This window comes from Streptomyces sp. NPDC006372, from assembly GCF_040612515.1.
Taxonomy (GTDB): Bacteria; Actinomycetota; Actinomycetes; order Streptomycetales; family Streptomycetaceae; genus Streptomyces.
Genome location: NZ_JBEXQJ010000004.1, coordinates 208,723 through 232,511 on the forward strand (window position 1 = coordinate 208,723; position 23,789 = coordinate 232,511).

Annotated in this window: 24 protein-coding genes; 8 read left to right on the forward strand and 16 right to left on the reverse strand. The window is 70.1% G+C overall.

The window, feature by feature from the left end:
- Positions 1-16: 16 nt before the first annotated feature.
- The 4 genes from ABZ016_RS10450 to ABZ016_RS10465 form a co-directional block, all read right to left on the reverse strand.
- Complete coding sequence (locus ABZ016_RS10450) at positions 17-1,465, reverse strand: FG-GAP and VCBS repeat-containing protein (protein WP_356916146.1); 1,449 nt, start codon at positions 1,463-1,465, stop codon at positions 17-19.
- Between the two features lie 32 nt (positions 1,466-1,497).
- Positions 1,498-2,922: an FG-GAP-like repeat-containing protein gene (locus ABZ016_RS10455; RefSeq protein WP_356916147.1), complete on the reverse strand. Its 1,425-nt coding sequence runs from the start codon at positions 2,920-2,922 to the stop codon at positions 1,498-1,500.
- A gap of 35 nt (positions 2,923-2,957) precedes the next feature.
- Positions 2,958-4,364 (reverse strand): FG-GAP-like repeat-containing protein, encoded by a 1,407-nt coding sequence (locus ABZ016_RS10460; RefSeq protein ID WP_356916148.1) that lies wholly within the window; start codon positions 4,362-4,364, stop codon positions 2,958-2,960.
- A 226-nt stretch (positions 4,365-4,590) separates the two neighbouring features.
- Positions 4,591-6,132, reverse strand: coding sequence for a VCBS repeat-containing protein (locus ABZ016_RS10465; RefSeq protein WP_356916149.1), 1,542 nt, complete (start codon positions 6,130-6,132; stop codon positions 4,591-4,593).
- 448 nt (positions 6,133-6,580) lie between these two features.
- Between ABZ016_RS10465 and ABZ016_RS10470 the strand changes: the two genes are divergently transcribed.
- Entirely contained in the window at positions 6,581-7,141 is a 561-nt protein-coding gene (locus ABZ016_RS10470) for a DUF2243 domain-containing protein (RefSeq protein ID WP_356916150.1), read from the forward strand.
- On the forward strand, positions 7,141-7,974 hold the full coding sequence (locus ABZ016_RS10475; protein WP_356916151.1) for a cytochrome c oxidase assembly protein: 834 nt from the start codon (positions 7,141-7,143) through the stop codon (positions 7,972-7,974). Before ABZ016_RS10470 ends, ABZ016_RS10475 begins: the two co-directional genes overlap by 1 nt.
- Before the next feature lie 48 nt (positions 7,975-8,022).
- Here ABZ016_RS10475 and ABZ016_RS10480 read toward each other — a convergent pair whose 3' ends face one another.
- The 4 genes from ABZ016_RS10480 to ABZ016_RS10495 form a co-directional block, all read right to left on the reverse strand.
- Positions 8,023-8,601: a dihydrofolate reductase family protein gene (locus ABZ016_RS10480; protein WP_356916152.1), complete on the reverse strand. Its 579-nt coding sequence runs from the start codon at positions 8,599-8,601 to the stop codon at positions 8,023-8,025.
- A 127-nt stretch (positions 8,602-8,728) separates the two neighbouring features.
- Positions 8,729-9,406 (reverse strand): HNH endonuclease family protein, encoded by a 678-nt coding sequence (locus ABZ016_RS10485; RefSeq protein WP_356916153.1) that lies wholly within the window; start codon positions 9,404-9,406, stop codon positions 8,729-8,731.
- 141 nt (positions 9,407-9,547) lie between these two features.
- Positions 9,548-10,330, reverse strand: coding sequence for a GntR family transcriptional regulator (locus tag ABZ016_RS10490; protein WP_356916154.1), 783 nt, complete (start codon positions 10,328-10,330; stop codon positions 9,548-9,550).
- Complete coding sequence (locus tag ABZ016_RS10495) at positions 10,327-10,869, reverse strand: UTRA domain-containing protein (RefSeq protein ID WP_356916155.1); 543 nt, start codon at positions 10,867-10,869, stop codon at positions 10,327-10,329. Before ABZ016_RS10495 ends, ABZ016_RS10490 begins: the two co-directional genes overlap by 4 nt.
- Positions 10,870-11,425: 556 nt before the next feature.
- Between ABZ016_RS10495 and ABZ016_RS10500 the strand changes: the two genes are divergently transcribed.
- Entirely contained in the window at positions 11,426-11,656 is a 231-nt protein-coding gene (locus tag ABZ016_RS10500; protein ID WP_356916156.1) for a hypothetical protein, read from the forward strand.
- On the forward strand, positions 11,653-11,814 hold the full coding sequence (locus ABZ016_RS10505) for a hypothetical protein (protein ID WP_356916157.1): 162 nt from the start codon (positions 11,653-11,655) through the stop codon (positions 11,812-11,814). The genes ABZ016_RS10500 and ABZ016_RS10505 overlap by 4 nt, the downstream gene beginning before the upstream one ends.
- 62 nt (positions 11,815-11,876) lie before the next feature.
- Here the strand turns inward: ABZ016_RS10505 and ABZ016_RS10510 are convergent, their stop codons facing one another.
- The 7 genes from ABZ016_RS10510 to ABZ016_RS10540 form a co-directional block, all read right to left on the reverse strand.
- A complete protein-coding gene (locus ABZ016_RS10510; protein WP_356916158.1) occupies positions 11,877-12,677 on the reverse strand; it encodes a DUF1963 domain-containing protein in 801 nt (266 codons plus the stop codon).
- An 87-nt stretch (positions 12,678-12,764) separates the two neighbouring features.
- Entirely contained in the window at positions 12,765-13,409 is a 645-nt protein-coding gene (locus ABZ016_RS10515; RefSeq protein WP_356916159.1) for a response regulator transcription factor, read from the reverse strand.
- Positions 13,400-14,620: a sensor histidine kinase gene (locus ABZ016_RS10520; protein WP_356916160.1), complete on the reverse strand. Its 1,221-nt coding sequence runs from the start codon at positions 14,618-14,620 to the stop codon at positions 13,400-13,402. Before ABZ016_RS10520 ends, ABZ016_RS10515 begins: the two co-directional genes overlap by 10 nt.
- A 92-nt stretch (positions 14,621-14,712) precedes the next feature.
- Positions 14,713-15,375 carry a DedA family protein gene (locus tag ABZ016_RS10525; RefSeq protein WP_356916161.1) on the reverse strand — a complete coding sequence of 221 codons (663 nt, stop codon included), beginning with the start codon at positions 15,373-15,375 and terminating at the stop codon, positions 14,713-14,715.
- Positions 15,376-15,681: 306 nt separating this feature from the next.
- Positions 15,682-15,822: a hypothetical protein gene (locus ABZ016_RS10530; RefSeq protein WP_356916162.1), complete on the reverse strand. Its 141-nt coding sequence runs from the start codon at positions 15,820-15,822 to the stop codon at positions 15,682-15,684.
- Positions 15,823-15,832: 10 nt separating this feature from the next.
- A complete protein-coding gene (locus ABZ016_RS10535; protein WP_356916163.1) occupies positions 15,833-16,375 on the reverse strand; it encodes a UTRA domain-containing protein in 543 nt (180 codons plus the stop codon).
- An 80-nt stretch (positions 16,376-16,455) separates the two neighbouring features.
- Complete coding sequence (locus ABZ016_RS10540) at positions 16,456-16,716, reverse strand: winged helix-turn-helix domain-containing protein (protein WP_356916164.1); 261 nt, start codon at positions 16,714-16,716, stop codon at positions 16,456-16,458.
- Positions 16,717-17,168: 452 nt separating this feature from the next.
- Here ABZ016_RS10540 and ABZ016_RS10545 point away from each other — a divergent pair, with 452 nt between their 5' ends.
- Positions 17,169-17,519: a hypothetical protein gene (locus ABZ016_RS10545; RefSeq protein WP_356916165.1), complete on the forward strand. Its 351-nt coding sequence runs from the start codon at positions 17,169-17,171 to the stop codon at positions 17,517-17,519.
- A gap of 67 nt (positions 17,520-17,586) precedes the next feature.
- Here the strand turns inward: ABZ016_RS10545 and ABZ016_RS10550 are convergent, their stop codons facing one another.
- Positions 17,587-19,899, reverse strand: a complete 2,313-nt coding sequence (locus tag ABZ016_RS10550; RefSeq protein ID WP_356916166.1) for a (Fe-S)-binding protein — start codon at positions 19,897-19,899, stop codon at positions 17,587-17,589.
- 229 nt (positions 19,900-20,128) lie between these two features.
- On the opposite strand from ABZ016_RS10550, the gene ABZ016_RS10555 reads away from it, so the two are divergent.
- The 3 genes from ABZ016_RS10555 to grpE all read left to right on the forward strand — a co-directional run bounded on the left by ABZ016_RS10555 (position 20,129) and on the right by grpE (position 23,758).
- On the forward strand, positions 20,129-21,160 hold the full coding sequence (locus tag ABZ016_RS10555; RefSeq protein ID WP_356916167.1) for an MraY family glycosyltransferase: 1,032 nt from the start codon (positions 20,129-20,131) through the stop codon (positions 21,158-21,160).
- A gap of 94 nt (positions 21,161-21,254) precedes the next feature.
- Positions 21,255-23,105, forward strand: coding sequence for a molecular chaperone DnaK (dnaK, locus tag ABZ016_RS10560; RefSeq protein ID WP_356916168.1), 1,851 nt, complete (start codon positions 21,255-21,257; stop codon positions 23,103-23,105).
- Positions 23,102-23,758, forward strand: coding sequence for a nucleotide exchange factor GrpE (grpE, locus tag ABZ016_RS10565; RefSeq protein ID WP_356916169.1), 657 nt, complete (start codon positions 23,102-23,104; stop codon positions 23,756-23,758). The genes dnaK and grpE overlap by 4 nt, the downstream gene beginning before the upstream one ends.
- Positions 23,759-23,789 lie beyond the last annotated feature (31 nt).

Below are 23,789 nucleotides of genomic sequence, written 5' to 3' on the forward strand. Positions count from 1 at the left end.
GGTGTCTCCCTGGTCGTCAGCCGGTGAGGCCGGTGCCGAAGGCACCGTAGGAGCGGATCTGGCCGAGGCTGCCCGGGCCGAAGGAACGGGCGCCGTCGGTGACGGGGCCGGTGGCCGAGCCGCGCAGGGCCGTGATCGCGCCGATGCCCTCGTCCTCGAAGCCGGCGGTGATGGTGAACTCGGCGCGGCCGTCCTTGGTGACGTCGGCCAGCAGGACGTCGGAGCCGAAGTAGTCCATGGCCTCGGCGGCGCCCGGGACACCGGCGGTGGCCTGGGTGAAGGTGCGGGCGCCGGTGCGCGAGACGCCGTCGGCGGAGCCGTTCATCAGGATCGTGGCGCCGGTGTCCTCGGTGGTGCCGACGTCCTCGAAGACGACGCCGATGGCGAGGTCGCCGTAGCCGTCGCCGTTGGTGTCGCCGATGGAGACGGAGCTGCCGAAGCCGTCGTTCGCCTCGTCGGAGCCGGGGACGCCCTCGGAGTCCTGGGTGAGCTCGGCCATGGGCGCGTCGCCGTTGACCGGGCCGCCTTCCGAGCCGCGGATGACGACGACCTGGCCGCCGAGGCTGCCGCTGTGGTCGTCCTCCCTCGAGAAGACGTTGCCGAGGGCGATCTCGTCGTAGCCGTCGCCGTCGATGTCCCCGAGCGCGAGGGAGGTGCCGCCGTTCAGGGGGCGGGGGACGGAGGTGTCCGGGCCGGTGGGGGAGCCGAGGTAGGCGACGCCCTTGGACCAGCTGCCCGACTCGTCCTCGTTCAGCCGGACGCGGTAGGTGAGGACGAGGTCCGAGCGGTTGTCACCGTTGGTGTCGCCGGCCTTCATCGCGTCGACGCTGTACGCCGTCTCGGGCGTGCTGATCTTCTGGGCGGCGCCGGTGGTGCCGGTGGTGGTGAAGGGGCCGCGGACCACGTAGACGTGGGACGAGCCGGTGCCTACGGCCAGGTCCGCCTTGCCGTCGCCGTCGAAGTCGCCCGCGGTCAGCAGCCGGCCCCAGTTGTCGTGCGCGGAGACCGCCGGGTCCTTGACCGTGGTGCCGTTCTTCAGGCCGCTCGCCGAGCCCCACAGCACGGTGACGGAGCCGCCGTCGCCGTCGGTGCCGACGTCCTCGCCGGAGGAGCCGACCGCGAGATCGGTGTAGCCGTCGCCGTTGAGGTCGGCCACGGCGAGCGCGTCGCCGAAGGTGTCCTCGGCCTCCGCCTCGCCGGGCACGCCCGCGGTGTTCTGGCTGACCACGGTGTGCTTGGCCGGGTCGAGGCCGGTGGCGCCGCCGTAGACCACGGCGACGTAGCCGGCCATGCCCTTGCCGTCGACCTTGGCGTACGGCGCGGCGAAGGCGACGTCCCCGTAGCCGTCGCCGTTGAAGTCGGCGGTGGGGCCGGTGGCGGGGGCGGCGGTGGCCGTCGTGGTGGGCAGGGTGGTGAGCAGGCCGGTGGTGAGGGCCGTGGCCAGGAGGAGGGTGCGTCTGCGCATCGAGTTCCCCGTCGGGTCGGAAGTGGTGTGAGTCAGGAGTTGAGTGCCGTGCCGTAGCCCGGTGCGCCGGCCGTCGAGATGCCCGTCGTGCCCGGGCCGAAGCTCGTCGAGCCGGTGGCCGCCGGGCCGGTCGCCGTGGCGCGCAGCGACCAGACCGCGCCGTCGCCCGCGTTCTCGCCCGGCGCGGTGACGGACAGGTCGGCGCGGCGGTCGCCGGTGTGGTCGGTGAGCAGGACGCGCTCGCCGAACCGGTCGCCCTTCTCCGAGGCGCCCGGCACACCCGCCGTGTTCTGCGAGTACGACGTCGCGCCCTTGGTGGTCAGGCCGGACGCCGAGCCGTACAGCACGGTGACGGCACCGGCGGCGGAGTTCTCGCCCGCCGCGCCGATCGCCAGGTCGGCGTAACCGTCGCCGTTGACATCGCCGAGCGAGACGCCGCTGCCGAAGCGGTCGCCCTTCTCGGAGGCGCCGGGCACCCCGGCGGTGTCCTGGGTGAGGACGAGCGGAGCGCGGCCCGTGTCCCGGCCGCCCGGTCCGCCGTAGACGACCGTGACCTTGCCGCCGAGCGCGCCCGCCGGGTCGGCGGAGGTCTCGCGGTCGTTGCCGACGGCGATGTCGGCGTAGCCGTCCTTGTCGATGTCGCCGACGGACGAGACGTACCCGCCGGGCAGGTCCTGGAGCCAGTCGTTGTAGTTGCCGATCTGCAGGTCGGCCAGGGCGGTTGCCGCGTCGTCGGTGCCCGCGGTGCGGCCGTGCAGGACCACCCAGGGGTGGCCGCCACTGCCGGTGACGCGGCCGGAGGAGAGGTGGGTGATGCCGTGCGACGTGGACCACCAGTCGTTGCGCGACCCGGAAGCCCCGTTGTTCGCACCGGTCTTGGTGACGGGGCCGTTGATGAGCGTGAGGGTGATCGGGCCTGTGGAGCCGACCGCCACGTCGAGTTTGCCGTCGTTGTCGAAGTCGCCGGCGGCGAGCGACTGTCCGTAGCGGTCGTAGTCGCGGTCGAACGGGCTGTACAGCGAACGGGCGCCGCTCAGACCGGACTTGGCGCCCCAGACGACGGTGACGGTGCCGTTGTTCGTGTCGTACGCGTCCTCGCCGGGCACGCCGATCAGCAGGTCGGCGTAGCCGTCGGTGTTCAGGTCGGCGGAGGCCAGGGCGGAGCCGAAGGCGTCGTCGGCCTCGGCGGCGCCGGGCATGCCGGCCGTGTCCTGGGTGAGGAGGGTGCGCGTCGAGGTCTTCGGCCCGCCGGCGCTGCCGTAGACGACGGACACGGCGCCCGCCTTGGCCTTCCCGGAGACCGTGGCGCCCGGCGCGCCGATCGCGAGGTCGGTACGGCCGTCGCCGTTGAAGTCGTACGGGGCGGCGGCCGTGGCGGCCTGGGCGGGGGGTGCGGTGAGGGCCGGGGCGAGCGGGGTGAGGGCCGCGACGAGGAGGGCGGCGCTGCGCAGACGCATGGGTTTCCTTGCTACGAGGTGGGCCTGACGGGACGTCACTGGGCGATCGCCCAGGCGAAGTCCGCGCCGCCCTTGAGGGAGACGTCGCGGGCCGAGAGGAACTTTGAGCCGGAGGTGGTCAGGCCGGAGGCGCTGCCGCGCAGGACGGTGACCGCGCCATAGCCGTTCTCGTAGCCGGCGCCGCTGACCAGGTCGGCCTTGCCGTTCTTGTCGAGGTCGACGAGGCGCACGGTCATGCCGAAGGCGTCCATCGTCTCGTTGCTGCCGGGGACGCCCGCGGTGTCCTGCGAGTAGGACTTGGCGCCCTTGCCGCTCAGACCGGAGGCCGAGCCGAACAGGATGGTCACCGAGCCGGCGTCCTCGACCGTGCCGATGTCCTCGGCCCAGGCCCCGACGGCGATGTCGGCGTAGCCGTCGCCGTTGACGTCGCCGGCGCTGATCGCCGAGCCGAAGAGGTCGCCCGACTCGCCGGAACCGGGCACGCCCGTGGTGTCCTGGTGGATCACGGTCGGCGTCTGCGCCGGGTCGGGGCCGGTGGGGCCGCCGTACCAGACGGTGATCTGGCCGCCCTTGTGGCCGCCGGGCTTGGTGGCGCTCGGGTCCTGGTAGTCACCGAGGACGAGGTCGCCGTAACCGTCGCCGTTGACGTCGGCGACGGTGCCCTCCTCGCCGTCGGCCTGCGGCAGGTAGGTGCGGGCGTACTTGGTGCCGGTCCAGCGGTGGTAGCTGATCTCGCCGCCCTCGTCGCCGTCGACGAGGAACGGGTAGACGCGCTCGGCCGCGCCGTCGCCGCTCATGTCACCCGCGAACACCTCGTACGTCGAGCCGAACTGGCTGAGGCCGGTGTGACTGGTGGGACCGGTCGTACGGCTGAAGGGGCCCTTGTAGAGACGGGTGTGGCTCTGGCCGGTGATCGTCACGTCCGTCGCGCCGTCGCCGTCGAAGTCGCCGGTCGCGACGCCGGAGGAGAAGCCGCCCCACTCGGAGAGGGTGGACGGCTGAGGCAGGCCCTTGCCGCCGGACAGGCCGTTCTTGCCGCCCCAGATGACGGTGGCCGAGCCGACGCCGTCCCGGTCGCCGATGGCCTCGTACTGGGCTCCGACGACCAGGTCGGAGTAGCCGTCCTTGTCCAGGTCGGCGGCGGCGAGGCTGCTGCCGAAGCGGTCGCCGGACTCGGCGGCGCCCGGGACTCCGGCGGAGTTCTGCGTGATCACGGTCTTCCTGGCCGCCGAGACGCCGGACGACGACCCGTACAGCACGACGACCGCACCGGCGCTCTGCACCGAGCCGACGTCGGCGCTCATCGCGCCGATGGCGACGTCCCGGTAGCCGTCGCCGTTGAAGTCGCCGGCCAGGCCGGAGGGGGCGGCGGTCGCCGGGGAGGAGACGGTGAGGAGGCCGGTGGTGAGGGTGGCGGCCAGGAGGAGGGTGCGCTTGCGCAAGGAAGGGCTCCGGGTGGGGAGGGGGCCGGACCGGTGGGAGTCCGGCCCCGGGGGATGCGGGTGGCTCGGGCGGCGCGAGGACGGTTTGGCCGGCGCCGGTGTGGTCGGTGCGGTCGGCTCGATGGGCTCGGCCGACACAAGGGGCTCGGCCGGTGTGGTCGGTTCGAGGGGCTCGGTCGGCGTGAGAGGGGCTCGACCCGTGTGGCGGACGGGCCCGACGGGCGCCTCAGTCGCCGAAGTTCGCGCCGAAGTTGGGGTAGCCCGTCGTCGCGACGCCCGAGGCACTGGGGGAGACGGTGCGGGAACCCGTGGCGGTGATCTTCGTGCCGCTGGACGGCAGGTAGAGGACCGCGCCGTTGCCGTCGTTCTCGAACGAGCCGGCCATCAGGTCGGCCCGGCCGTCGCCGGTGACGTCGTCGAGCTTCACGTCGGTACCGAGGAAGTCGCCCTTCTCGTCCGAGCCGGGGACGCCCGCGGTGCTCTGCGCGAAGGACTGGGTGCCGGTGGAGGTGTTGATGCCGGAGGCCGACCCGTACAGCACGACGAGCTGGCCGGCGTCGGCGACCGAGCCGAGGTCCTCGCCCGCGACACCCACGACCAGGTCCTGGTAGCCGTCGCCGTTGACGTCGCCCAGGTCCAGTTCGTAACCGAAGAGGTCGTTCTTCTCCGAGCTGCCGGGGACGTTTCCGGTGTTCTGGGTGATGCCGGTGGTGGAGCCGGCGCCGTCCGCGGCGCCGTAGGTGATCCACACCTTGCCGCCGTCGGAGGCCCCCGGGAAGGTCACCCCGCCGTCGGCCTTGTTCCAGCTCATGCCGGTGACGATGTCGCCGTAGCCGTCGCCGTTGATGTCGCCGATGCCGGTGATGACACCGGCCTTCAGCGGCTGGGCAGCGGCGGCGGACAGGCCGGAACTCGTGCCGGGGAGCAGGTAGTTCTGGTTCCAGTACTGGCCGGTGGCGGTCTCGAAGCCGTCGACGACCAGGTCGGTGCGGCGGTCGCCGTTGACGTCGCCCGCGGTGATGTTGAGCGGCCCGGAGCCCTCACCCGACGCCTGGACGGGTGCCTTGACGCTGTACCGCCCCTGGACCGCCGTACCGGAAGCGCTGATACCGCCCTTCAGCACGTACACGACGTTGGAGGTGTTGCCGACGGCCAGGTCCGCCTTGCCGTCGCCGTCGAAGTCACCGGCGGCGAGGTTCCTGCCCCACCGGTCGTGCTTGGTGGGGGCCGCGTCGGCGATCGAGACGCCCTTGCCGGTGATGCCCTGGGCCGAGCCCCACAGGACCGCGACACCGCCGCCGTCCTTGTCGCTGCCGACGTCCTCCATGGGGGAGGAGACGGCGAGGTCGTCGTAGCCGTCGCCGTTGAAGTCGGCGTAGGCGCTGTCGGCGCCGAACACGTCACCGCTCTCGGCGGTGCCCGGGGTGCCGGTGGTGTTCTGGCTGATCGTGGACCGCTTCGCGGAGGACACACCGGTCTTCGTGCCGTACAGGACGACCAGCTGGCCGGCGTCCTTCTTGCCGCTCACGTACGCGCCGGAGGCGGAGAACGCCACGTCACCGATGCCGTCGCCGTTGAAGTCGGCCTTCGCGGCGTGCGTCGAGTCCGCGGCCGTCGCCGTACCGGCCGTGGCGGTGAGCAGCGTGCCCGTGAGCGTGCCGGTCAGGGCGGCCGCGGCGGCGGTCGCCAGGGCGAGCCGCAGGCGGGGGCGCCGGACGGGGCGGGCGTGCGCGTGCGGGCGCCGGGTCGGGCGCTCGTGCTGGGGCATGCGGGGTCTCCTGCTGCATGCGGGGGATGCCTGGCGGACATCCACAGTCGATGGAGGGCCGGACCGTCCGTGTTCGCCGGGGGTTGTCCGGGCGTTCACGGGGTCGGCGATCAGGAGACCTGTGTGGGGACGTAAGGGTTGTACGTGAGTTCGGTTAATTTTCGGGGCTGTTGGGAGGCTGTCGGGACAGTGCCGGTTCAGCCGGCGGGCGCCGGGCGGTACCGCACGCCCCGAGGCCGAGTCGCCCGGGACGGCGCCGATCGTCCTCTCCGGTGGGTCCACTGGTGAAGAGGCGTTGCCCGCGGTGTGCGCTACTCCCTTGCCCGGGGGAGGCGTTCCAGCCGAAGTGTGCCCGGGAGGGACCGGATGGAGGCACATGGGCAGACATGGGCGCTGGGCAGGGGGGAACCTCGTCCTGAGCCCTACTCGACCGGAGCGGAGACGAGCGATGGCCACCACGATGGGCGAGGCCGAGGCCGGCGGGGCGCAGCCGGCGAGTATCCAGTTGCCGGGCGTCGTGCTCGGGGTGGGGATGGGCGGCTTCTTCGACGGCATCCTGCTCCACCAGCTCCTGCAGTGGCACCACATGCTCTCCAGCACCAACGAGGACCACATCGGGGTGAAGTACTACAACCCCCACACCGTCTCGGGCCTGGAGATGAACACTCTCTGGGACGGCATCTTCCACACCGTGTGCTGGCTCGCGGTCCTCCTCGGCCTCGCCATCCTGTACGCGCGGGTCACCCACGACCGGCTGCGCGTGTGGACCTCCCGGGTGCTGTGGGGCTGGATGCTCGTCGGCTGGGGCTTGTTCAACCTCGTCGAAGGCGTCCTGGACCATCACGTCCTGGGCATCCACCACGTCTACGCCGGGGACGGACAGCTCTGGTGGGACATCGGTTTCCTCGTCCTGGGCGCCCTGCTGGTGGCCGGCGGCTATCTGCTCCAGCGCAGCGGTAGGCCCTTCGACCCCGACGCCCCCACCCTGCGTGAGGGCCGGAGCGCCTGATGGACCACGACATGCCCGCACACGGGCACGCCGCGGGCAGCAGCCTCCTGGAGTGGCTGCTGCCCGCGCTCGTCCTGCCGGCCGTCGCCGGTGCCTATCTGCTGCTCGTTCGCCGGGCCCGCCGTCGCAATCCGGCCCTGGGCTGGAGCCGGTGGCGGACCGGGTGGTTCCTGGGCGGGCTCTTCCTGCTCGGCGTGGCGCTGCTGCCGCCCGTCGCCCCTTTCGCCCACGAGGACTTCCGGGGGCACATGGTCCAGCACATGCTGATCGGTATGTACGCACCGCTCGCGCTGGTTCTGGCCGCCCCGGTCACGCTCCTGCTGCGCGTCCTGCCGGCGGCCCGTGGACGGCGGCTGACCTCGGTGCTGCACAGTCCGCCCGCCCGGGTGGCCGCCCATCCGGCGGTCGCGCTGGCCCTGTCGACGGGCAGCCTCGCGCTCCTCTACTTCACCCCGCTGTACAACGTGACCATGGGCCATACGTCCGCGCACTGGCTGCTGCACGCGCACTTCCTGCTGTCCGGGTGCCTGTTCGCCTACGTCATCGCCGGACCCGACCCGGCCCCCGCCCGGCCGGGTGTGCGGGCGCGGCTGGTCTACCTCGGCGTCGCGATCGCCGCGCACGCGGTGATCTCCCAGCTGATGTACGGAGGGTTCTGGGTCGACGTCCATGCGCCGATCGTCCAGGTGCAGGGTGGTGCGGAGATCATGTACTACGGCGGTGACATCGCCGAGTTGCTGCTGGCCGCCGCTCTGGTGGCCACCTGGCGCCCGGAGCCCCGGCGCGCGGGCCGGGGGCCCGCCGCGGCCCGCGGGGCGTCCGTGACCGCCTGACCTGCCGCGCGGTGTGGTGGCCGGTGCCGGGGCCGGCAGCCTCCGGGGTCACTGCCGGCGGACCCGGTAGCGCAGGTGCAGCACCCGGTCGCCCTGGATCACGGTGTGCGGGTCCTCCAGCAGGTGCTGGGCGTCGACCGGCCCGAAGTACCGCTTGCCCGAGCCGAAGACCACGGGCACCACGTCCATCGCCACCTCGTCGACCAGGCCGAGGGCGAAGGCCTGCCCGCCGACGTCACCCGCCGCCACACCGACGTCCCGGTCCTCCCCGGTCAGCTCCCTGGCCTTGGCGATTGCCTCCTCCACCCCCTCGACGAAATGGAACGGCGCGTCCGGGTGCCACCCCTCGGGCCTCGGCCGGTGCGACACCACCACGATCTGCTCACCCGCCGGCGGGGCGCCCTCCCACCCGTTGGTCAGGTCGAACACATGCCGCCCGACCACCAGCGTGCCGATCTTCGCCAGCGTCGGCTTCACGTAGTCGGCCGACACCTTCGAGACCTTGGCGTACTCGTTGAGCCGGACGTCGCCGTTGCCGTACCACTCGAAGAGGGGGCCGACCTCGTCGTTCGCGTCGGCGATGAAGCCGTCCACGGACACGACGTTGTGCATCACCACGGTGCTCATCGGATCTCCTGTGCGGTCCGGGGGCCGGGGTGGCCCTTCCTCATGCGTAGACCGGGAGGGCGCCGGAAACTCATCGCGGGCGGCCGGTGGTGCCGCCCAGGTGTCGGGACGGCACCACGGTTCGGTTCTACGGCGCCGGATCGAACGTCACGGTGGTGTCGGGGCAGGATTGCGCGAGCCGGGCGAGTGCCTCGAACTCGACGTAGTCGACGGAGAGGCCCCAGCGGAGCTTGGTAGCGACCCACTCCGAGGTGTACCGGCACGTGACGCCGGTGGCCGGCGGCAGCCACTCGGCCGGATCCTTGTCGGCTTTGCTGCGGTTCGAGGCCGCGGTGACCGCGATGAGGGAGCTCTGGGCGTCGAGGTCGTTGGCGTACGCCTCACGCCGGAGGGCGGTCCATTGCGACGCCCCGGAATCCCACGCCTCGGCGAGCGGCACCATGTGGTCGATGTCGAGTGCGGAGGCCTCGGTCACCCACCGGGCGTCGTAGTACGACCACCACCGCCCGCCGGAGAGCCTGCAGCCGGCCAGGACCTCGGGCGGCTCGACCGCCTCGGAGATGAGCACCTCCGCCCGCGTGTTGCAGCCGTCGGTGGGGTTCTGGCCCGCGTTCCAGTGCCGGAAGCTCGTGCGCTGGTAGCCGTCCCGCACCTCCTGGGCGAGGGGGAGGACGGCGACCGCGGCCGCCATCGGAAGAGTGCTCGGCTCGGCGGTCCGGCCGTGCGCCTGGGCCGGGGTGGGTGCCAGTAGGGGGAGGACAACGAGTGCGGCCGCGAGCGCGGTCCGTCTGAGGTGTTTGATCACGCAGCGCAGAATCGTTTGCGCATACGTCGTTCGAGGGGCGCGACTCGAACTGGTGAGCCGTATGGGTGTGTGAGTTCACCGGGCAGGTGTTCTAGGGGTCACCCTGGGGAGTGGCGCCCATGCCGACTAGCCGGGACGGCGTCACTCCGGCGTGAACTCGTACTGCAGTTCGTAGAGGTGTCCCGCCTTCACCATCGACGTGGCCTCGATCGGACGCCCGTCGGCCGTGTGGACGACTCGCAGGGTGCGCAGGACGGGCAGGCTGCCGGGGAGACGTAGTGCCTCGAACTGCTCCTGTGTCGGGACCCGGGCCGAGACCTGGTCCACGCAGTGGTGGGGTGAGTGGCCCAGCTGCCTGAGAAGGGTGGGTGTTCCACCTTTGATCCGGCGATGGTCCATCAACGGCGTCCCTCGGGCGACGTCCGACGGGTAGTACGAATGCACGAGTTCAGCCGGTTCGTCGTCGATGACCACGAGCTGGCTGCGGAGGACCGCAGTGCCCTCCTCCGGGAGACCCAGGGCGGCGCGGATATCCGCCGGCGGGCGGGTTTCCGTCACGTCGAGGAGCTCGATACGGGCGTCCGTGCCGTGCTTGGCCGCCTCGGTGAGCCAGGGGTAGGGGCGGCCGGACGCAGCCGGGGCGAGGGACACGGCTGGGCGTATCGTCCGCTGGCGGTGTTCGCGGACCGTCACCGCCGCTCCTGCTCGACCGAGGACCAGGCGCTCGTCTTTGAGGAGTTGGAGGGCCTTCTGGACGGTGGCGTTGGACGCTTCGAACCGGGCCCGGAGTTGCGCGGTGGAGGGCAGGTTCGCGCCCGGCGGCAACTCGCCGCTCATGATGTCGTCGCGCAGATCCGCCGCGATCCGTTCGTGCAGAGAGCGGCGGTCATGGGCTTCCGGTTCGGCCTTGGGCACGGCGGTCATCCGATTCTGATCTCGTAGCGCAGTTGCTGGCGTTGGGCGGGCATCACCATGCGATCGACCTGGATCGGTCGGTCGTCCCGGTCCAGGGTGAGCCGGGTGAGGCGCAGGACCGGGTCCGTCGGGGCGAGTCCCAGGGTCTGCTGCTCCTCTTCTCCGGGCAGGCCGGCCGTCACGTCCTCCCTGACCAGCGCACCGACATGCCCCAGCTCGGCCAGCAGGGTGACTGCGCCGCCGCGGATCTTGGCCGTTCCGGCGAGCGGGGTGTCCCGGGCGATCGCGGCGGGGAAGTAGGTGTCGGTCAGTTCGTTCGGCTCTTCGTCCAAGAGGATCAGGCGACGCCGTACGACGACGGGTTCGCCGTGGGGGAGGCCGAACAGCCGAGCCACCTCCGTCGGTGAGGGCACCTCCCCGGCATGGAGGATGCGCTGGGAGCCACGTCGTCCCTGGGCCGCCGCATCCTCGCTCCAGGCATCGCCCCGCCCCTGTTCGCGCGGCGTCAGATACGGCATCGACGTGCTGATCCACCTGCTCGCGCCCACGATGCCCTCCCGCGACTCGCGTCTGCGTCAACCTTGCTGCTTTACACGGTAAGCGACTTGGTGGCCAGGGGTTCAGGACCATCACATCGAGACGAACCTTGCCGCCTTTCGCGAACAGCAGTAAGGTCGAGTCGTTGGGTAATTCCGGCCGTCCATCGAACCCGATCGGAACCGATGACATGACCGACCTGCTTCGCCGCCTCGTTACCTGGGTGGCCTTCCTGCGTGGACCCCGTGGGGCATCCCGGCATCCGTTACGCGAACGGCGTCCCGTGACCGATGTTCCCGCACCACAGCCCCCTCCTCTGCCCGCCCTCCGCAGCCCTTACCGCGCCGACACCCTCATCGACGGCACCTCCACCGCGGCTGTCCGCCCCTACCTCGTGGCCCACGAGAAGCAGGAACATCAACGCAGTGAACTGGCGTCATTGACAACGCAGTTGCCCACGTCAGGGCCGTACTGGCTGGATTGCGTCGAGGCTGCCTGATGAGTACATCGCCACGCCGCACTCTTCGACTCCTGCCCTGGACCAGCCCAGAAGCCAAGCTGTGTTTTGTGATCACCGACGACGGTGGTGGGCCCGTGTCCCGCCGGGCCGATGTCGTGGAAGAGGTCCAGCTCGACATGGGCGCTCAACTCCTCGCACACGCAGACGACATGCTGCCGACCGCCACCGAAGCACAGCTCCGCTTCCTCGCCGAGCGGCTGACCGAAGCTCTGCGGGACATCCTCCGTGTCGCCGAAAGCCGAGGCCGGAGATCCGGCGAGAAGCACTCCTCCCCATGACTCCCGCCGCCGCTGACCCGCCGGCCATCTGGCCCGGTGAGGGGCACGCCTTCTCGGCTGACATCGCCGATGCGAAGCGCGGCTACTTCCGAGCGCACTTCGACAAGACGGAGGCGTTCCGCGCGGCGACGTCGGAGGCCGTGAGGGTGGGCCGCTGACGTACACGGCGGGCCGGTGCCCCTGCGCCGGTCCGCCGGACGCGGGTGTCCCGCTGTCCGCATCAACCGCAGATGACCTGCGCCACTGCCTCGCCGAAGTCACCGGCTGCGAGCGCCTCGGCCGGGATCGTGAAGTACAGCGTTCCCGCGTCGCCCCAGCCCCACCCCAACTCGGTGTCCTCGGCGAGCTGGAGCAGATGGATGGCCGCCCTGCCGTCCGCGTCGCGGGACGACACCGGCAACGTGTGTGCGGTGTCCGGCCAGCCGAAGGCACAGTGGCTGCCCGCGGTGTTGCCGTCGAGATCCGCCATCCCGTTGAGGAACAGCGATGCCGCACCCCAGTGCTGGTCCCGGTCGTAGTCCAGGTCGCCGTCCTCGACGTCCCAGCAGTCCGGGAGCATGGTGACCTCGGCTGCGTGGACAGGCACCGCCGGGTAACTCCTCGCCGGTCGTGGGGCTGACACCGCGACCGCCTGTGCCGGGTCGGCGGGAATGACGCGCCAGACGCCGGAGGCGTACACGTCCAGCTTGCGGTACTCCTCGTACGGCAGGTCCGGATCCAGGTAGAAGAAGTTGAGCAGGCCGGGCCGCACGGGCAGTTCCGCGCCCAGCCAGGGGGCGAGAGCATCCGTGTCGAGCACGGCGTGCAGGGACAGGGGAACGCCGTCGTGTTCGGGCCAGCGGCTCTCCGGTTCGAGGAGGGCGGGGCCACCGAGCCGGCACTGACCGCTCGCCGGCGTCCCCTCCGTCGAGCGGATCAACCGGAAGCCAGGGCGCGCCATGGCGGCGAACTGCCGCCCGGCCCGCTCGCCGAGCCGCTGCGTGCACAGGTCGTTCAGGACGCCGGGATCGTCGAACTGCATGCCAGGATCTTGCCAGCAGGCCTTCTCAGCAACCGCTCGGTCCCGATGGGTGGTGACCACGTCTCGCGTGAGCTGTTACCGGCAGTCCTACGATTTCAGATACCTCAGGACCGCCAGGATCCGCCGGCTGTAACCGGTCGTGTGGGACAACTCCAGCTTGTCGAAAATCGCGTTGAGGTTCTTCTCCACCGAGCTCAGCGAGATATGCAGCTTGTGCGCGATCGCCGTGTTGGTGTGCCCTTGGGCCAGGGTCTCAAGAACACTGCGTTCGCGGGGGGTGAGACGGGTCAGCGGATCTCCGTGCGTCGTGCGGATGACCAGCTGCCGCACCACCTCGGGGTCGATGACAGCGCCCCCCGCCTGGACGCGTTCCAGCGCGTCCAGGAACTCCTCCACCTGAGCAACACGGTCCTTGAGGAGGTATCCCACCCGTTCCGCTTTGGAAGCCAGCAGTTGCACTGCGTAGTTGCGCTCGATGTGCTGAGACAGCACCAGCACGCCGACATCCGGCCACCGCTCGCGGATCTCCAGCGCTGCGCGCAGCCCCTCGTCGGTGTGCGTCGGAGGCATCCGGACGTCGAGGACGACGACGTCGGGTTGCCGCAGGGCCATCTCGTCCAGCAGGGCATCGGCGTCGCCGAACGCGCCCAGGACCTCGTGTCTCTCCTCGACGAGGAGCCGGACCAGCCCCTCGCGCAGCAGGGTCGAGTCCTCGGCGATCATCAGGTGCATGGCAGCTCCGCGGTAATGGTGGTGGGCCCCCCTTCAGGGCTCTCGACGCTCAGGACGCCATCGAGCGCGGCTGTCCTGCTGCGCAGTCCGCTCAGCCCGCTGCCCGCAGGATTCGCGCCGCCCTTTCCGTTGTCCCGGACCTGCACCGTGAGCACTCTGCCGCGGAGCACCACCCGGACGGAGACGGCCGTCGCACCTGAGTGCTTGGCCGCGTTGGTCACGGATTCCGACACCACGAAGTACGCTGCGGTTTCCACCGGTTGCGGGAGTGGCCCACCGACGTCGATATCCGTACGGACGGGGATGCTGCACCGCTCGGACACTCCACCCAGCGCTTCCTCGAGCCCCAGACTGTCCAACGCCGAGGGATAGATTCGCCAGGTCACTTCGCGCAGTTCCGCCAGGATGTCCCGGGATTCCTCGTGCGCCTGCCGCAGCAGGGCGTCTGCCTGCTCAGGACTGCGTCCCCTGCGTGCCCGGCCGAGCAGCATGCCCAGCGCCACCAGCCGCTGCTGGATTCCGTCATGGAGGTCCCGCTCGATGCGCCGGCGCTCGGCATCCACCGCCTGCACGACCGCTGCCCGGCTGGTGGCCAGTGCACGGACGCGCCGTTCCAGCAGTTCCCGTTCGGAGGGGCCGAAACACCCGCGGGCGATGCGCGCGTCCAGGGCGGCAAGTGAGCGGAGCCCCTGGACGTCGAGGAAGAGCAGCACACCGCCGAGGAGCACCTGCATCAGTAACTCGTCCCAGCGGAGGCTTCCCCGGACCATCCCCCTCACGAGCAGCCCGGCCAGGACGATCCCGACACCCAGCAGTCCGAGCACGACGCCGCACAGCAGCCCTGAGTAGCTACGGACCGCCAGATAGCGAAGGATCCTCTGGTCGGATGCCTTGTAATGCTCGGGAAAGCCGTCGCCGAAGAAGGCGGCCCGGCGCATCCGTTCCAGGGTCGTCAGCCTACGGGCTCCGGTCATGACGATGCTGAGGGCGCTTGTCCGGGTAAGCGGCCACAGCAGGAAGGGGCCGAGAGCGGTGCCGACCACGAGGAAGTAGAGGAAGCCGAGCAGGGCCGTGACACAACCGAGAAACGTACCGACGCTCTGACGCGGCCAGGAGACCGACAGGATCACTGCGGCATCGCCCCCGCCGGAGTCGTCCTGGCCCGATGCGCCCGGCAGGTGATGGGCTGTGGTACCCGAGTCCCCCTGCACGAGGGCTGAGCCTAGCGAGGCCGCATGGCTGGAGCAAGATCGCTCAGGCTGTGCGCGGGACCGGGCCCCTGTGCGAGGGTGGCTGCCGGGGGTCATGAAGTGCGGCGGTGCTGGGCCCGGTTGCTGCCGCGCAGCCGAACGACGACGTATGCCGCGACGGCGACGACCACCAGGACCAGCACCACCTTGGAGAAGATCCCGACGTAGTTCTCCACGACCTCCCATTGGTCGCCCAGCCAGTAACCGGCCATCACCAGGGTTGAGTTCCAGATCAGGCTGCCGAGCGTGGTCAGCATGACGAACACGGGCAGGGGCATGCGCTCCACCCCGGCCGGGACGGAGACAAGGCTGCGGAAAATCGGCACCATGCGGCCGAGGAAGACCGCCTTGGTGCCGTGTTTCGCGAACCACTGCTCCGTGCGCTCCAGGTCGGAAGCCTTCACCAGCGGCAGCTTCGCCCAGATCGCGTGCATGCGTTCAGGCCCGAAGAGCATGCCGATCCAGTAGAGGACCACGGCTCCCGCGACAGAGCCGAGCGTGGTCCAGAACAGCGCTGAGGCCAGGGTGAGCACTCCCTGCCCGGCAGCGAACCCGGTCAGCGGAAGGATCACCTCGCTCGGCAGCGGCGGGAAGAGGTTCTCCAGCGCGATGGCCAGGCCGGCTCCAGGACCACCCATGGTGTCGACGAGGTCCGCGGCCCAGCCCGCAATGCCATCGGCGGGTTCGTGTGGCAGAGCCAACGACGTGAAGTACATCTGAGTCTCCCAGCTGGCGGGTCGGCCGGGGCGGGCACCCCGACTGTCCTCCAAGCTAGAAACTGCAGCTCACAGGCGGTATGCGGATTGCCGTCCGGTCCGGTGCGGTTTTCCGCACTGCTCACCCTGCGGAAAACCGCACCCGTACGGACCGGGCACTGTGTCAATTGGGACCGGGACTTGGCGCCGACCATCGAGATGGCCGGAACCGGCGCTGAATGCTGAAGAGGGTATCAATTCCACGCGGTACCAGTTCCATTGAATTGCAGCTTGGCTGCCAGGCAGCCGAAGAGCGGAGCCCGGGTGCTAGCGCCGTGCCGCAGTCTCGCTCTGCCGGTCGTCGGGCGTACCAGGGCCGACAGCCGGGGGCCCGACCCGCTGACGTACCAGAGCGATCACCACGACGAACGCCGCGACGAGCAGCGACAGCAGCACCGTCTGTGTCACTCCGGTACGGTCACCCGAGCCTGATCTCGTAGCGCAGCTGCTGCCGCAGCGCCGGCATCACCATGTGGTCGACCTGGATCGGCCGGTCGTCGCGGTCGAAAGTGAGCCTGGTGAGCCGCAGGACCGGCTCCGCCGGGGCGAGCCGCAGAGCCTCTCGTTCCTCTTCCTCCGGCAGGCCGGCCGTCACGTCCTCCCTGACCAGCACCCCGACATGTCCCAGCTCGGCGAGCAGGGTCACGGCCCCACCGCGGATCTTGGCCGTACCGGCGAGCGCGGTGCCCCGGGCGATGTCGACGGGGTAGTAGGTGTCGGTCAGTTCGTTCGGCTCGTCGTCGAGAAGAATCAGGCGGCGCCTTACGATGACCGGCTCTCCCTCCGGAACGCCGAACAACCGAGCCACCTCGGTCGGCGCGGGCACCTCCCCGGCCTGCACGATGCGTTGGGATCCTCGTCGGCCCTGGGACGCCGCGTCAGCGCTCCATGCGTCGCCCTGCCCCTGCTCGCGTGGCGTCAGATACGGCATCGACGTGCTGATCCACCGGCTGGCGCTCACGATGTCCCCCAGTACGACTGAGTCGGGCAGTCGGGCAGCCCTGTTCAGCCCATTGAACAGGGCTGCCCTACGGCCAAAACCTACGCGTCCCCGCCCGAGGGCCTCTCGGGCCGCTCCTCGACGAACGAGCCCAGGCCGACCTCTGCCCTGATGAGCCCCTCCGTCTTGAGGTGAGTCAGTGCCTTCTGCGCAGTCGAGGCGGCGATGCCGAACTCGGTGGACAGCTCGACAACGGACGGCACCCGACTGCCCACCGGGTACGACCCGTCATCGATGCGGGCGGCGATGACTGCCGCTACCTGCCGCCAGACAGGTCGGGTTCGGTCAAGCTCGGGACTCATGCAGTGGACGCTAAAACTCTGCGGTAGACCGCGCGACCGCAGTAGACTGCGGTAGACCGCAATCATGTGCGGGAAACAGAGGCCCCCGCGAGGGGTGGAGCCGTCCGGGGGCATGGCCAGCAGCCGAAGCAGTACGGAGCTGATGACGTGACCGACCTTATCCTTCGCTTCCTCATGTGGATGGGCCTCTTGGCCGCCCCTCGCAGCAGGCGCTGCCGCCTCGCTCGCCCACCACGGCGCTCGTCCGAACGCACTTCCCCGGAGTGGACCCCGCTCCCCGCACACCGCAGCCCGTACGGGCTCGACACCGTCCTCGAAGGCACTGCAACCGTCGCCGTGCGGCCCTACCTCGTCGCTCATGAGCAACGCCAACGGCACCGCAAGCCGGCTATGGCGGCGCTGGGGCGGGACCTGTCGGGGTGTTACCGGAGGCACGGGCAGGAGGTCGCTTGATGGGGGCGGAAGGCGAAGTGCCGAAGCCGCAGGCGGCGCAGTCATCGCGCGGGGTGCGTCTCCTGCCCTGGTCCACCCCTGAGGGCAAGTCGAGCTACCTGATCACCGACGACCGTGGGGGACGTGTGTCCCGCTCGGCGGAAGTGGCCGAGGCGACCCAGCTCGACATGGGCACGCAACTCCTCGCTCACGCGGACGAGATGCTCGAGAAGGCCACCGAGTGGGAACTGCGCTTCCTCGCCGAGCGCCTGACCGAAGCCCTGCGTAACACCCTTCGCGTCGCCGAGTGCAGGGGACAGTGTCGCGGCGGACCTGTGGAGCCGCATGGCAGCGATGGTCCGGGTGCTTAGGCCGTAGGAACGACGACGTCCCCTGCTGTTCCTCCACAGCAGGGGACGTACGCAGAAAGCAGGAGCACTACTTCACGGGCTCAGGCTCCGGCGCGTTCTCGGAGTCGGAGCTGCCCGCCGGCGGCTCACCGTCGTCGTCCTCGTCCTCCGCCGGGACCGGCGTCTTCACCGAGTCCAGCAGCAGCTGGGCCACGTCCACCACCTGGATGGACTCCTTGGCCTTGCCGTCGTTCTTCTTGCCGTTGACGGAGTCCGTGAGCATCACGAGGCAGAACGGGCACGCCGTCGACACGATGTCGGGGTTGACCGACAGCGCCTCGTCCACCCGCTCGTTGTTGATGCGCTTGCCGATCCGCTCCTCCATCCACATCCGCGCACCACCGGCGCCGCAGCAGAAGCCGCGCTCCTTGTGGCGGTGCATCTCCTCGTTGCGGACACCGGGGACGGCGGCGATGATCTCGCGCGGCGGCGTGTAGATCTTGTTGTGGCGGCCCAGGTAGCAGGGGTCGTGGTACGTGATGATGCCCTCGACCGGGGTGACCGGGATCAGCTTGCCCTCGTCCACCAGGTGCTGGAGCAGTTGCGTGTGGTGGATGACCTCGTAGTCGCCGCCGAGCTGCGGGTACTCGTTGCCGAGCGTGTTGAGGCAGTGCGGGCAGGTCGCGACGATCTTCTTGGCCGACTTGGGCTTCGCCGTCTCGGGGACGACCTTGCCCTCGTCGTCCGTCTCCTCGCCGAACGCCATGTTCAGCGCCATGACGTTCTCCATGCCGAGCTCCTGGAAGAGGGGCTCGTTGCCCAGGCGGCGGGCGGAGTCACCGGTGCACTTCTCGTCGCCGCCCATGATGGCGAACTTGACGCCCGCGATGTGCAGCAGTTCGGCGAAGGCCTTGGTGGTCTTCTTGGCGCGGTCCTCCAGGGCGCCGGCGCAGCCCACCCAGTACAGGTACTCGACCTCGGTGAGGTCCTCGATGTCCTTGCCCACGACCGGGACCTCGAAGTCGACCTCCTTGAGCCACTCCAGGCGCTGCTTCTTCGCCAGGCCCCAGGGGTTGCCCTTCTTCTCCAGGTTCTTGAGCATCGTGCCCGCCTCGGACGGGAACGCGGACTCGATCATGACCTGGTAGCGGCGCATGTCGACGATGTGGTCGACGTGCTCGATGTCCACCGGGCACTGCTCGACGCAGGCACCGCAGGTGGTGCAGGACCACAGGACGTCCGGGTCGATGACGCCGTTCTCCTCCAGCGTGCCGACCAGGGGGCGCTCGGCCTCGGCGAGGGCGGCCGCGGGGACGTCCTTGAGCTGCTCCTCGGACGCCTTCTCCTCGCCCTCTATCGTCTTGCCGCCGCCGGCCAGCAGGTACGGCGCCTTGGCGTGCGCGTGGTCCCGCAGGGACATGATCAGCAGCTTGGGGGAGAGGGGCTTGCCCGTGTTCCAGGCGGGGCACTGCGACTGGCAGCGGCCGCACTCGGTGCAGGTGGAGAAGTCCAGCAGGCCCTTCCAGGAGAACTGCTCGACCTGGGAGACGCCGAAGACGTCGTCCTCGCCCGGGTCGGTGAAGTCGATCGGCTCGCCGCCGGACGTCATCGGCTGGAGGCCGCCGAGGGCCGTGCCGCCGGTCGCCTCGCGCTTGAACCAGATGTTCGGGAAGGCGAGGAAGCGGTGCCAGGCCACACCCATGTTGGTGTTCAGGCTGACCGTGATCATCCAGATCATGGTCGTGCCCAGCTTGATCATCGCGAAGAAGTAGACCAGGTTCTGCAGCGCCGTGACGCTCAGGCCCTTGAAGGCCAGGACCAGCGGGTACGACGCGAAGTACGCGGCCTCGTAGCCCTCCACGTGGTGGAGTGCACCCTCCAGGCCCCGCAGCACGTAGATCGCCAGGCCGATGGTGAGGATGACGTACTCGACGAAGTAGGCCTGGCCCATCTTCGAGCCGGCGAAGCGGGACTTGCGGCCCGGGCGGGACGGCAGGTTCAGCAGGCGGATGACCATCAGCGTGGCGATGCCGAGGGTCGTCATCGCGGCGATGAACTCGATGTAGAGCTCGTAGGGGAGGAAGCCGCCGAGCACCGGCAGCGTCCAGTCGGCCTGGAAGAGCTGGCCGTACGCGGTGATGATGGTCGGCGGCAGCGTCAGAAAGCCGATCGCGACGAACCAGTGCGCGACACCGACGATGCCCCACCGGTTCATGCGCGTGTGGCCGAGGAACTCCCTCACCAGGGTCACGCTGCGCTGGTAGGGGTTGTCGGTCCGGGTACCGGCGGGCACGGGCTGGCCCAGCTTGAAGTACCGGACGAACTGGCCGATCGCGCGTGCGAGCAGGGCAACGCCGACCACGGTCAGGGCCAGCGACACGATGATCGCGGCGAGTTGCATGGGGGCTCCTCGGGCCTGCGAGGGATTCGTCGGGTGACCTGTCGTTCTTGAAGGTTCCCCGAAATTACTAAGCGGTAACTTATGCAGTCCGTCTGAGACTACCCCTATCTTCCGTCGCACTGTAGCCGGGTGGGGGGTGATCTGAATCGCTGAGGGTTGCCTCAGATCCGGTCGTGATCCGGTCGTGTTATTCGTACCGAATTGTCATAGTGACGCCTAACTTATATCCGTGCTCTACGGGATCGCCGCCGCCGCAACCGCCCTCCTTCTCACCGCCCTGCTCGCGGCCCTCCTGCGGCCCCCCGCCCGCCGGCTGCGTCTGTTCGACCGGCGACGGCAGCGGGAGGTGCCGTTGTCCGGAGGGCCGGCCGTCGTGCTCGTCACCGGGGCCGTCGTGGGTGCGGGGCACTGGATCGGGGTCGCGCCGGCCCTGGACGACGAGGTCCTGGAACTGCTCGTCGCCGGGGGTGTGGTCGCCCTGCTCGGGTTCGTCGACGACGTGTGGCGGCTGCGGCGGCGGGTGCTGGCCCTCGGTACGGCGGTGGCCGCGGCGTGCGTCGTGCCCTACGGGGAGACCGGGGTCGGGAGCGGGCTGCTCGCCGTCGGATGGGTGGTGTGTGTGACCCTCGGTTTTCGGGGGCTCGACCACGCCGACGGGCTCGCGGGGGCCGTGGGAGTGGTGACCGCCTTCGGGGCGGGGGCCTGTGCCGCCATCGAGGTGATGGACGGGATCGCCGTGCTGATGAGCGCGCTGGCCGCGGCACTGACCGGGTTCCTCGTCCACAACTGGCATCCCGCACGCGCCGCGCTCGGGTCCTGCGGGTCGATGTCCGCCGGGTTCGTGCTGGCCGCAGGAGCCGTGTACGCCCGGGCCGGGCAGGGGCTCGGGGAGAGCGCGGGGGTGCTGTTCGCGCTCACCGCCGTGGTGGGTGCCGACGCCGTACTGGTCCTGGTGGCGCGGCGGTCGGCCGGGCGGGCCGTGCTGCGGAGCGGGCCGGACCATCTCGGGCACCGGCTGCGGCGGCTCGGGCTGACCGCGCCCGGGGCGACTCTGCTGCTGGCGGCCGGGGCGTTCTCCGGGGTGTTCGTCGGGGTACTCGCGCACGCCGGCTGGGTCGGCACGGACGCCCTGTGGTGGGTGGCGGGCGTGGCGGTCACCGTCGTACTCGCGTTGTCACGCGTTCGTGTGTACGGTCCTCGGAGCCCCGGGCGTTCTGTATCGCCGCAGGTCAGCGCCCCGTTGCGTGTAAGGAACGGATAAGAGTTGAGCCTGCCCGACTCACCTCTGTTGACCGGTCGGGGGCCGTCGTGCACACTTGAGTCCGTTCCACTCAAGTCAGCTGGAGGAATCAACCATGGCACGTGCGGTCGGCATCGACCTGGGCACGACTAACTCCGTCGTCAGCGTTCTGGAGGGCGGCGAGCCCACCGTCATCACCAACGCCGAGGGCGCCAGGACCACGCCGTCCGTCGTCGCCTTCGCCAAGAACGGTGAGGTGCTCGTCGGAGAGGTGGCCAAGCGCCAGGCGGTCACGAACGTGGACCGGACCATCCGCTCCGTGAAGCGTCACATGGGCACCGACTGGAAGATCGAGCTGGACGGGAAGCCCTTCAACCCGCAGCAGATCAGCGCCTTCGTGCTCCAGAAGCTGAAGCGGGACGCCGAGTCCTACCTGGGCGAGAAGGTGACCGACGCGGTCATCACCGTCCCGGCGTACTTCAACGACTCCGAGCGCCAGGCCACGAAGGAGGCCGGCGAGATCGCCGGTCTGAACGTGCTGCGCATCGTCAACGAGCCCACCGCGGCCGCCCTGGCGTACGGCCTCGACAAGGACGACCAGACCATCCTGGTCTTCGACCTCGGTGGCGGTACGTTCGACGTCTCGCTGCTGGAGATCGGCGACGGTGTCGTCGAGGTGAAGGCCACCAACGGTGACAACCACCTCGGTGGTGACGACTGGGACCAGCGCATCGTCGACTACCTGGTCCAGCAGTTCCAGTCCGGCCACGGCGTGGACCTGGGCAAGGACAAGATGGCCCTGCAGCGTCTGCGCGAGGCCGCCGAGAAGGCGAAGATCGAGCTGTCCTCGTCCACCGAGACCTCGATCAACCTGCCCTACATCACCGCCTCCGCCGAGGGCCCCCTGCACCTCGACGAGAAGCTCACCCGCGCCCAGTTCCAGCAGCTGACCGCGGACCTCCTGGAGCGCTGCAAGACGCCGTTCCACAACGTCATCAAGGACGCCGGCATCTCCATCAGCGAGATCGACCACGTCGTCCTGGTCGGCGGCTCCACCCGTATGCCCGCCGTCGCCGAGCTCGTCAAGGAGCTGACCGGCGGCAAGGACGCCAACAAGGGCGTCAACCCGGACGAGGTCGTCGCCATCGGCGCCGCCCTGCAGGCCGGTGTCCTCAAGGGTGAGGTCAAGGACGTCCTGCTCCTCGACGTCACCCCGCTGTCCCTCGGTATCGAGACCAAGGGCGGCATCATGACCAAGCTCATCGAGCGCAACACCACGATCCCGACCAAGCGGTCCGAGATCTTCACCACGGCCGAGGACAACCAGCCGTCCGTGCAGATCCAGGTCTACCAGGGCGAGCGCGAGATCGCGGCGTACAACAAGAAGCTCGGGATGTTCGAGCTGACCGGTCTGCCGCCGGCGCCCCGCGGCGTCCCGCAGATCGAGGTCTCCTTCGACATCGACGCCAACGGCATCATGCACGTGACCGCGAAGGACCTGGGCACGGGCAAGGAGCAGAAGATGACCGTCACCGGCGGCTCCTCGCTGCCGAAGGACGAGGTCGACCGCATGCGCCAGGAGGCCGAGCAGTACGCGGAGGAGGACCACAAGCGCCGCGAGGCCGCCGAGTCCCGCAACCAGGGCGAGCAGCTCGTCTACCAGACCGAGAAGTTCCTCAAGGACAACGAGGACAAGGTCCCGGGCGAGATCAAGACCGAGGTCGAGGAAGCCGTCGGCGAGCTGAAGGAGAAGCTCAAGGGCGAGGACACGGCCGAGATCCGCACCGCCACGGAGAAGGTCGCGGCCGTCTCGCAGAAGCTCGGCCAGGCCATGTACGCCGACGCGGGCGCCGCGCAGGCCGCCGGCGGCCCCGCCGGTGACGCGGGTGCCGGTGACGCCAAGGCCGACGACGACGTCGTCGACGCCGAGATCGTCGACGAGGACCGGAAGGACGGTGCCGCGTGACGGAGGAGACCCCGGGCTTCGACGAGCAGCAGCCCGACGTCCCTTCCGGCGCCACCTCCGATGACGCCGAGCCGAAGGCCGCCTCCCCCTCCGCGGAGGAGGGGGCGGCCCCGGCCGGGGACACGGGCCAGGACGCGGCTCTGGTGGCCCAGCTGGACCAGGCCCGCACGGCGCTCGGTGAGCGCACGGCGGACCTCCAGCGCCTCCAGGCCGAGTTCCAGAACTACCGCCGCCGTGTCGAGCGTGACCGGATCGCGGTCAAGGAGATCGCCATCGCGAACCTCCTGACCGAGCTCCTGCCCGTGCTCGACGACATCGGCCGCGCGCGTGAACACGGCGAACTGGTGGGCGGTTTCAAGTCCGTCGCCGAGTCGCTGGAGAGCACCGCGGCGAAGATGGGCCTGCAGCAGTTCGGCAAGGAGGGCGAGCCCTTCGACCCGACGATCCACGAAGCCCTGATGCACAGCTACGCACCGGACGTCACCGAGACGACGTGCGTCGCGATCCTGCAGCCCGGGTACCGGATCGGCGAGCGCACCATCCGCCCCGCGCGGGTGGCCGTGGCCGAACCCCAGCCGGGGGCACAGACGGTCAAGGCGGACGAGTCCGCCGACGCCGACGACAAGGAGAGCGGTGGCCCGGACGAGGGCTGACGACATAGCGGACGAAGGGAAGGAGGGGCGT

Coding starts and splice junctions, on each gene's coding strand:
- ABZ016_RS10450 (WP_356916146.1), bottom strand. CDS start 1,465: ATGCGCAGACGCACCCTCCTCCTGGCCACGGCCCTCACCACCGGCCTG.
- ABZ016_RS10455 (WP_356916147.1), bottom strand. CDS start 2,922: ATGCGTCTGCGCAGCGCCGCCCTCCTCGTCGCGGCCCTCACCCCGCTC.
- ABZ016_RS10465 (WP_356916149.1), bottom strand. CDS start 6,132: ATGCCCCAGCACGAGCGCCCGACCCGGCGCCCGCACGCGCACGCCCGC.
- ABZ016_RS10470 (WP_356916150.1), top strand. CDS start 6,581: ATGGCCACCACGATGGGCGAGGCCGAGGCCGGCGGGGCGCAGCCGGCG.
- ABZ016_RS10475 (WP_356916151.1), top strand. CDS start 7,141: ATGGACCACGACATGCCCGCACACGGGCACGCCGCGGGCAGCAGCCTC.
- ABZ016_RS10480 (WP_356916152.1), bottom strand. CDS start 8,601: ATGAGCACCGTGGTGATGCACAACGTCGTGTCCGTGGACGGCTTCATC.
- ABZ016_RS10490 (WP_356916154.1), bottom strand. CDS start 10,330: ATGACCGCCGTGCCCAAGGCCGAACCGGAAGCCCATGACCGCCGCTCT.
- ABZ016_RS10505 (WP_356916157.1), top strand. CDS start 11,653: ATGACTCCCGCCGCCGCTGACCCGCCGGCCATCTGGCCCGGTGAGGGG.
- ABZ016_RS10510 (WP_356916158.1), bottom strand. CDS start 12,677: ATGCAGTTCGACGATCCCGGCGTCCTGAACGACCTGTGCACGCAGCGG.
- ABZ016_RS10515 (WP_356916159.1), bottom strand. CDS start 13,409: ATGCACCTGATGATCGCCGAGGACTCGACCCTGCTGCGCGAGGGGCTG.
- ABZ016_RS10525 (WP_356916161.1), bottom strand. CDS start 15,375: ATGTACTTCACGTCGTTGGCTCTGCCACACGAACCCGCCGATGGCATT.
- ABZ016_RS10540 (WP_356916164.1), bottom strand. CDS start 16,716: ATGAGTCCCGAGCTTGACCGAACCCGACCTGTCTGGCGGCAGGTAGCG.
- ABZ016_RS10545 (WP_356916165.1), top strand. CDS start 17,169: ATGGGGGCGGAAGGCGAAGTGCCGAAGCCGCAGGCGGCGCAGTCATCG.
- ABZ016_RS10550 (WP_356916166.1), bottom strand. CDS start 19,899: ATGCAACTCGCCGCGATCATCGTGTCGCTGGCCCTGACCGTGGTCGGC.
- dnaK (WP_356916168.1), top strand. CDS start 21,255: ATGGCACGTGCGGTCGGCATCGACCTGGGCACGACTAACTCCGTCGTC.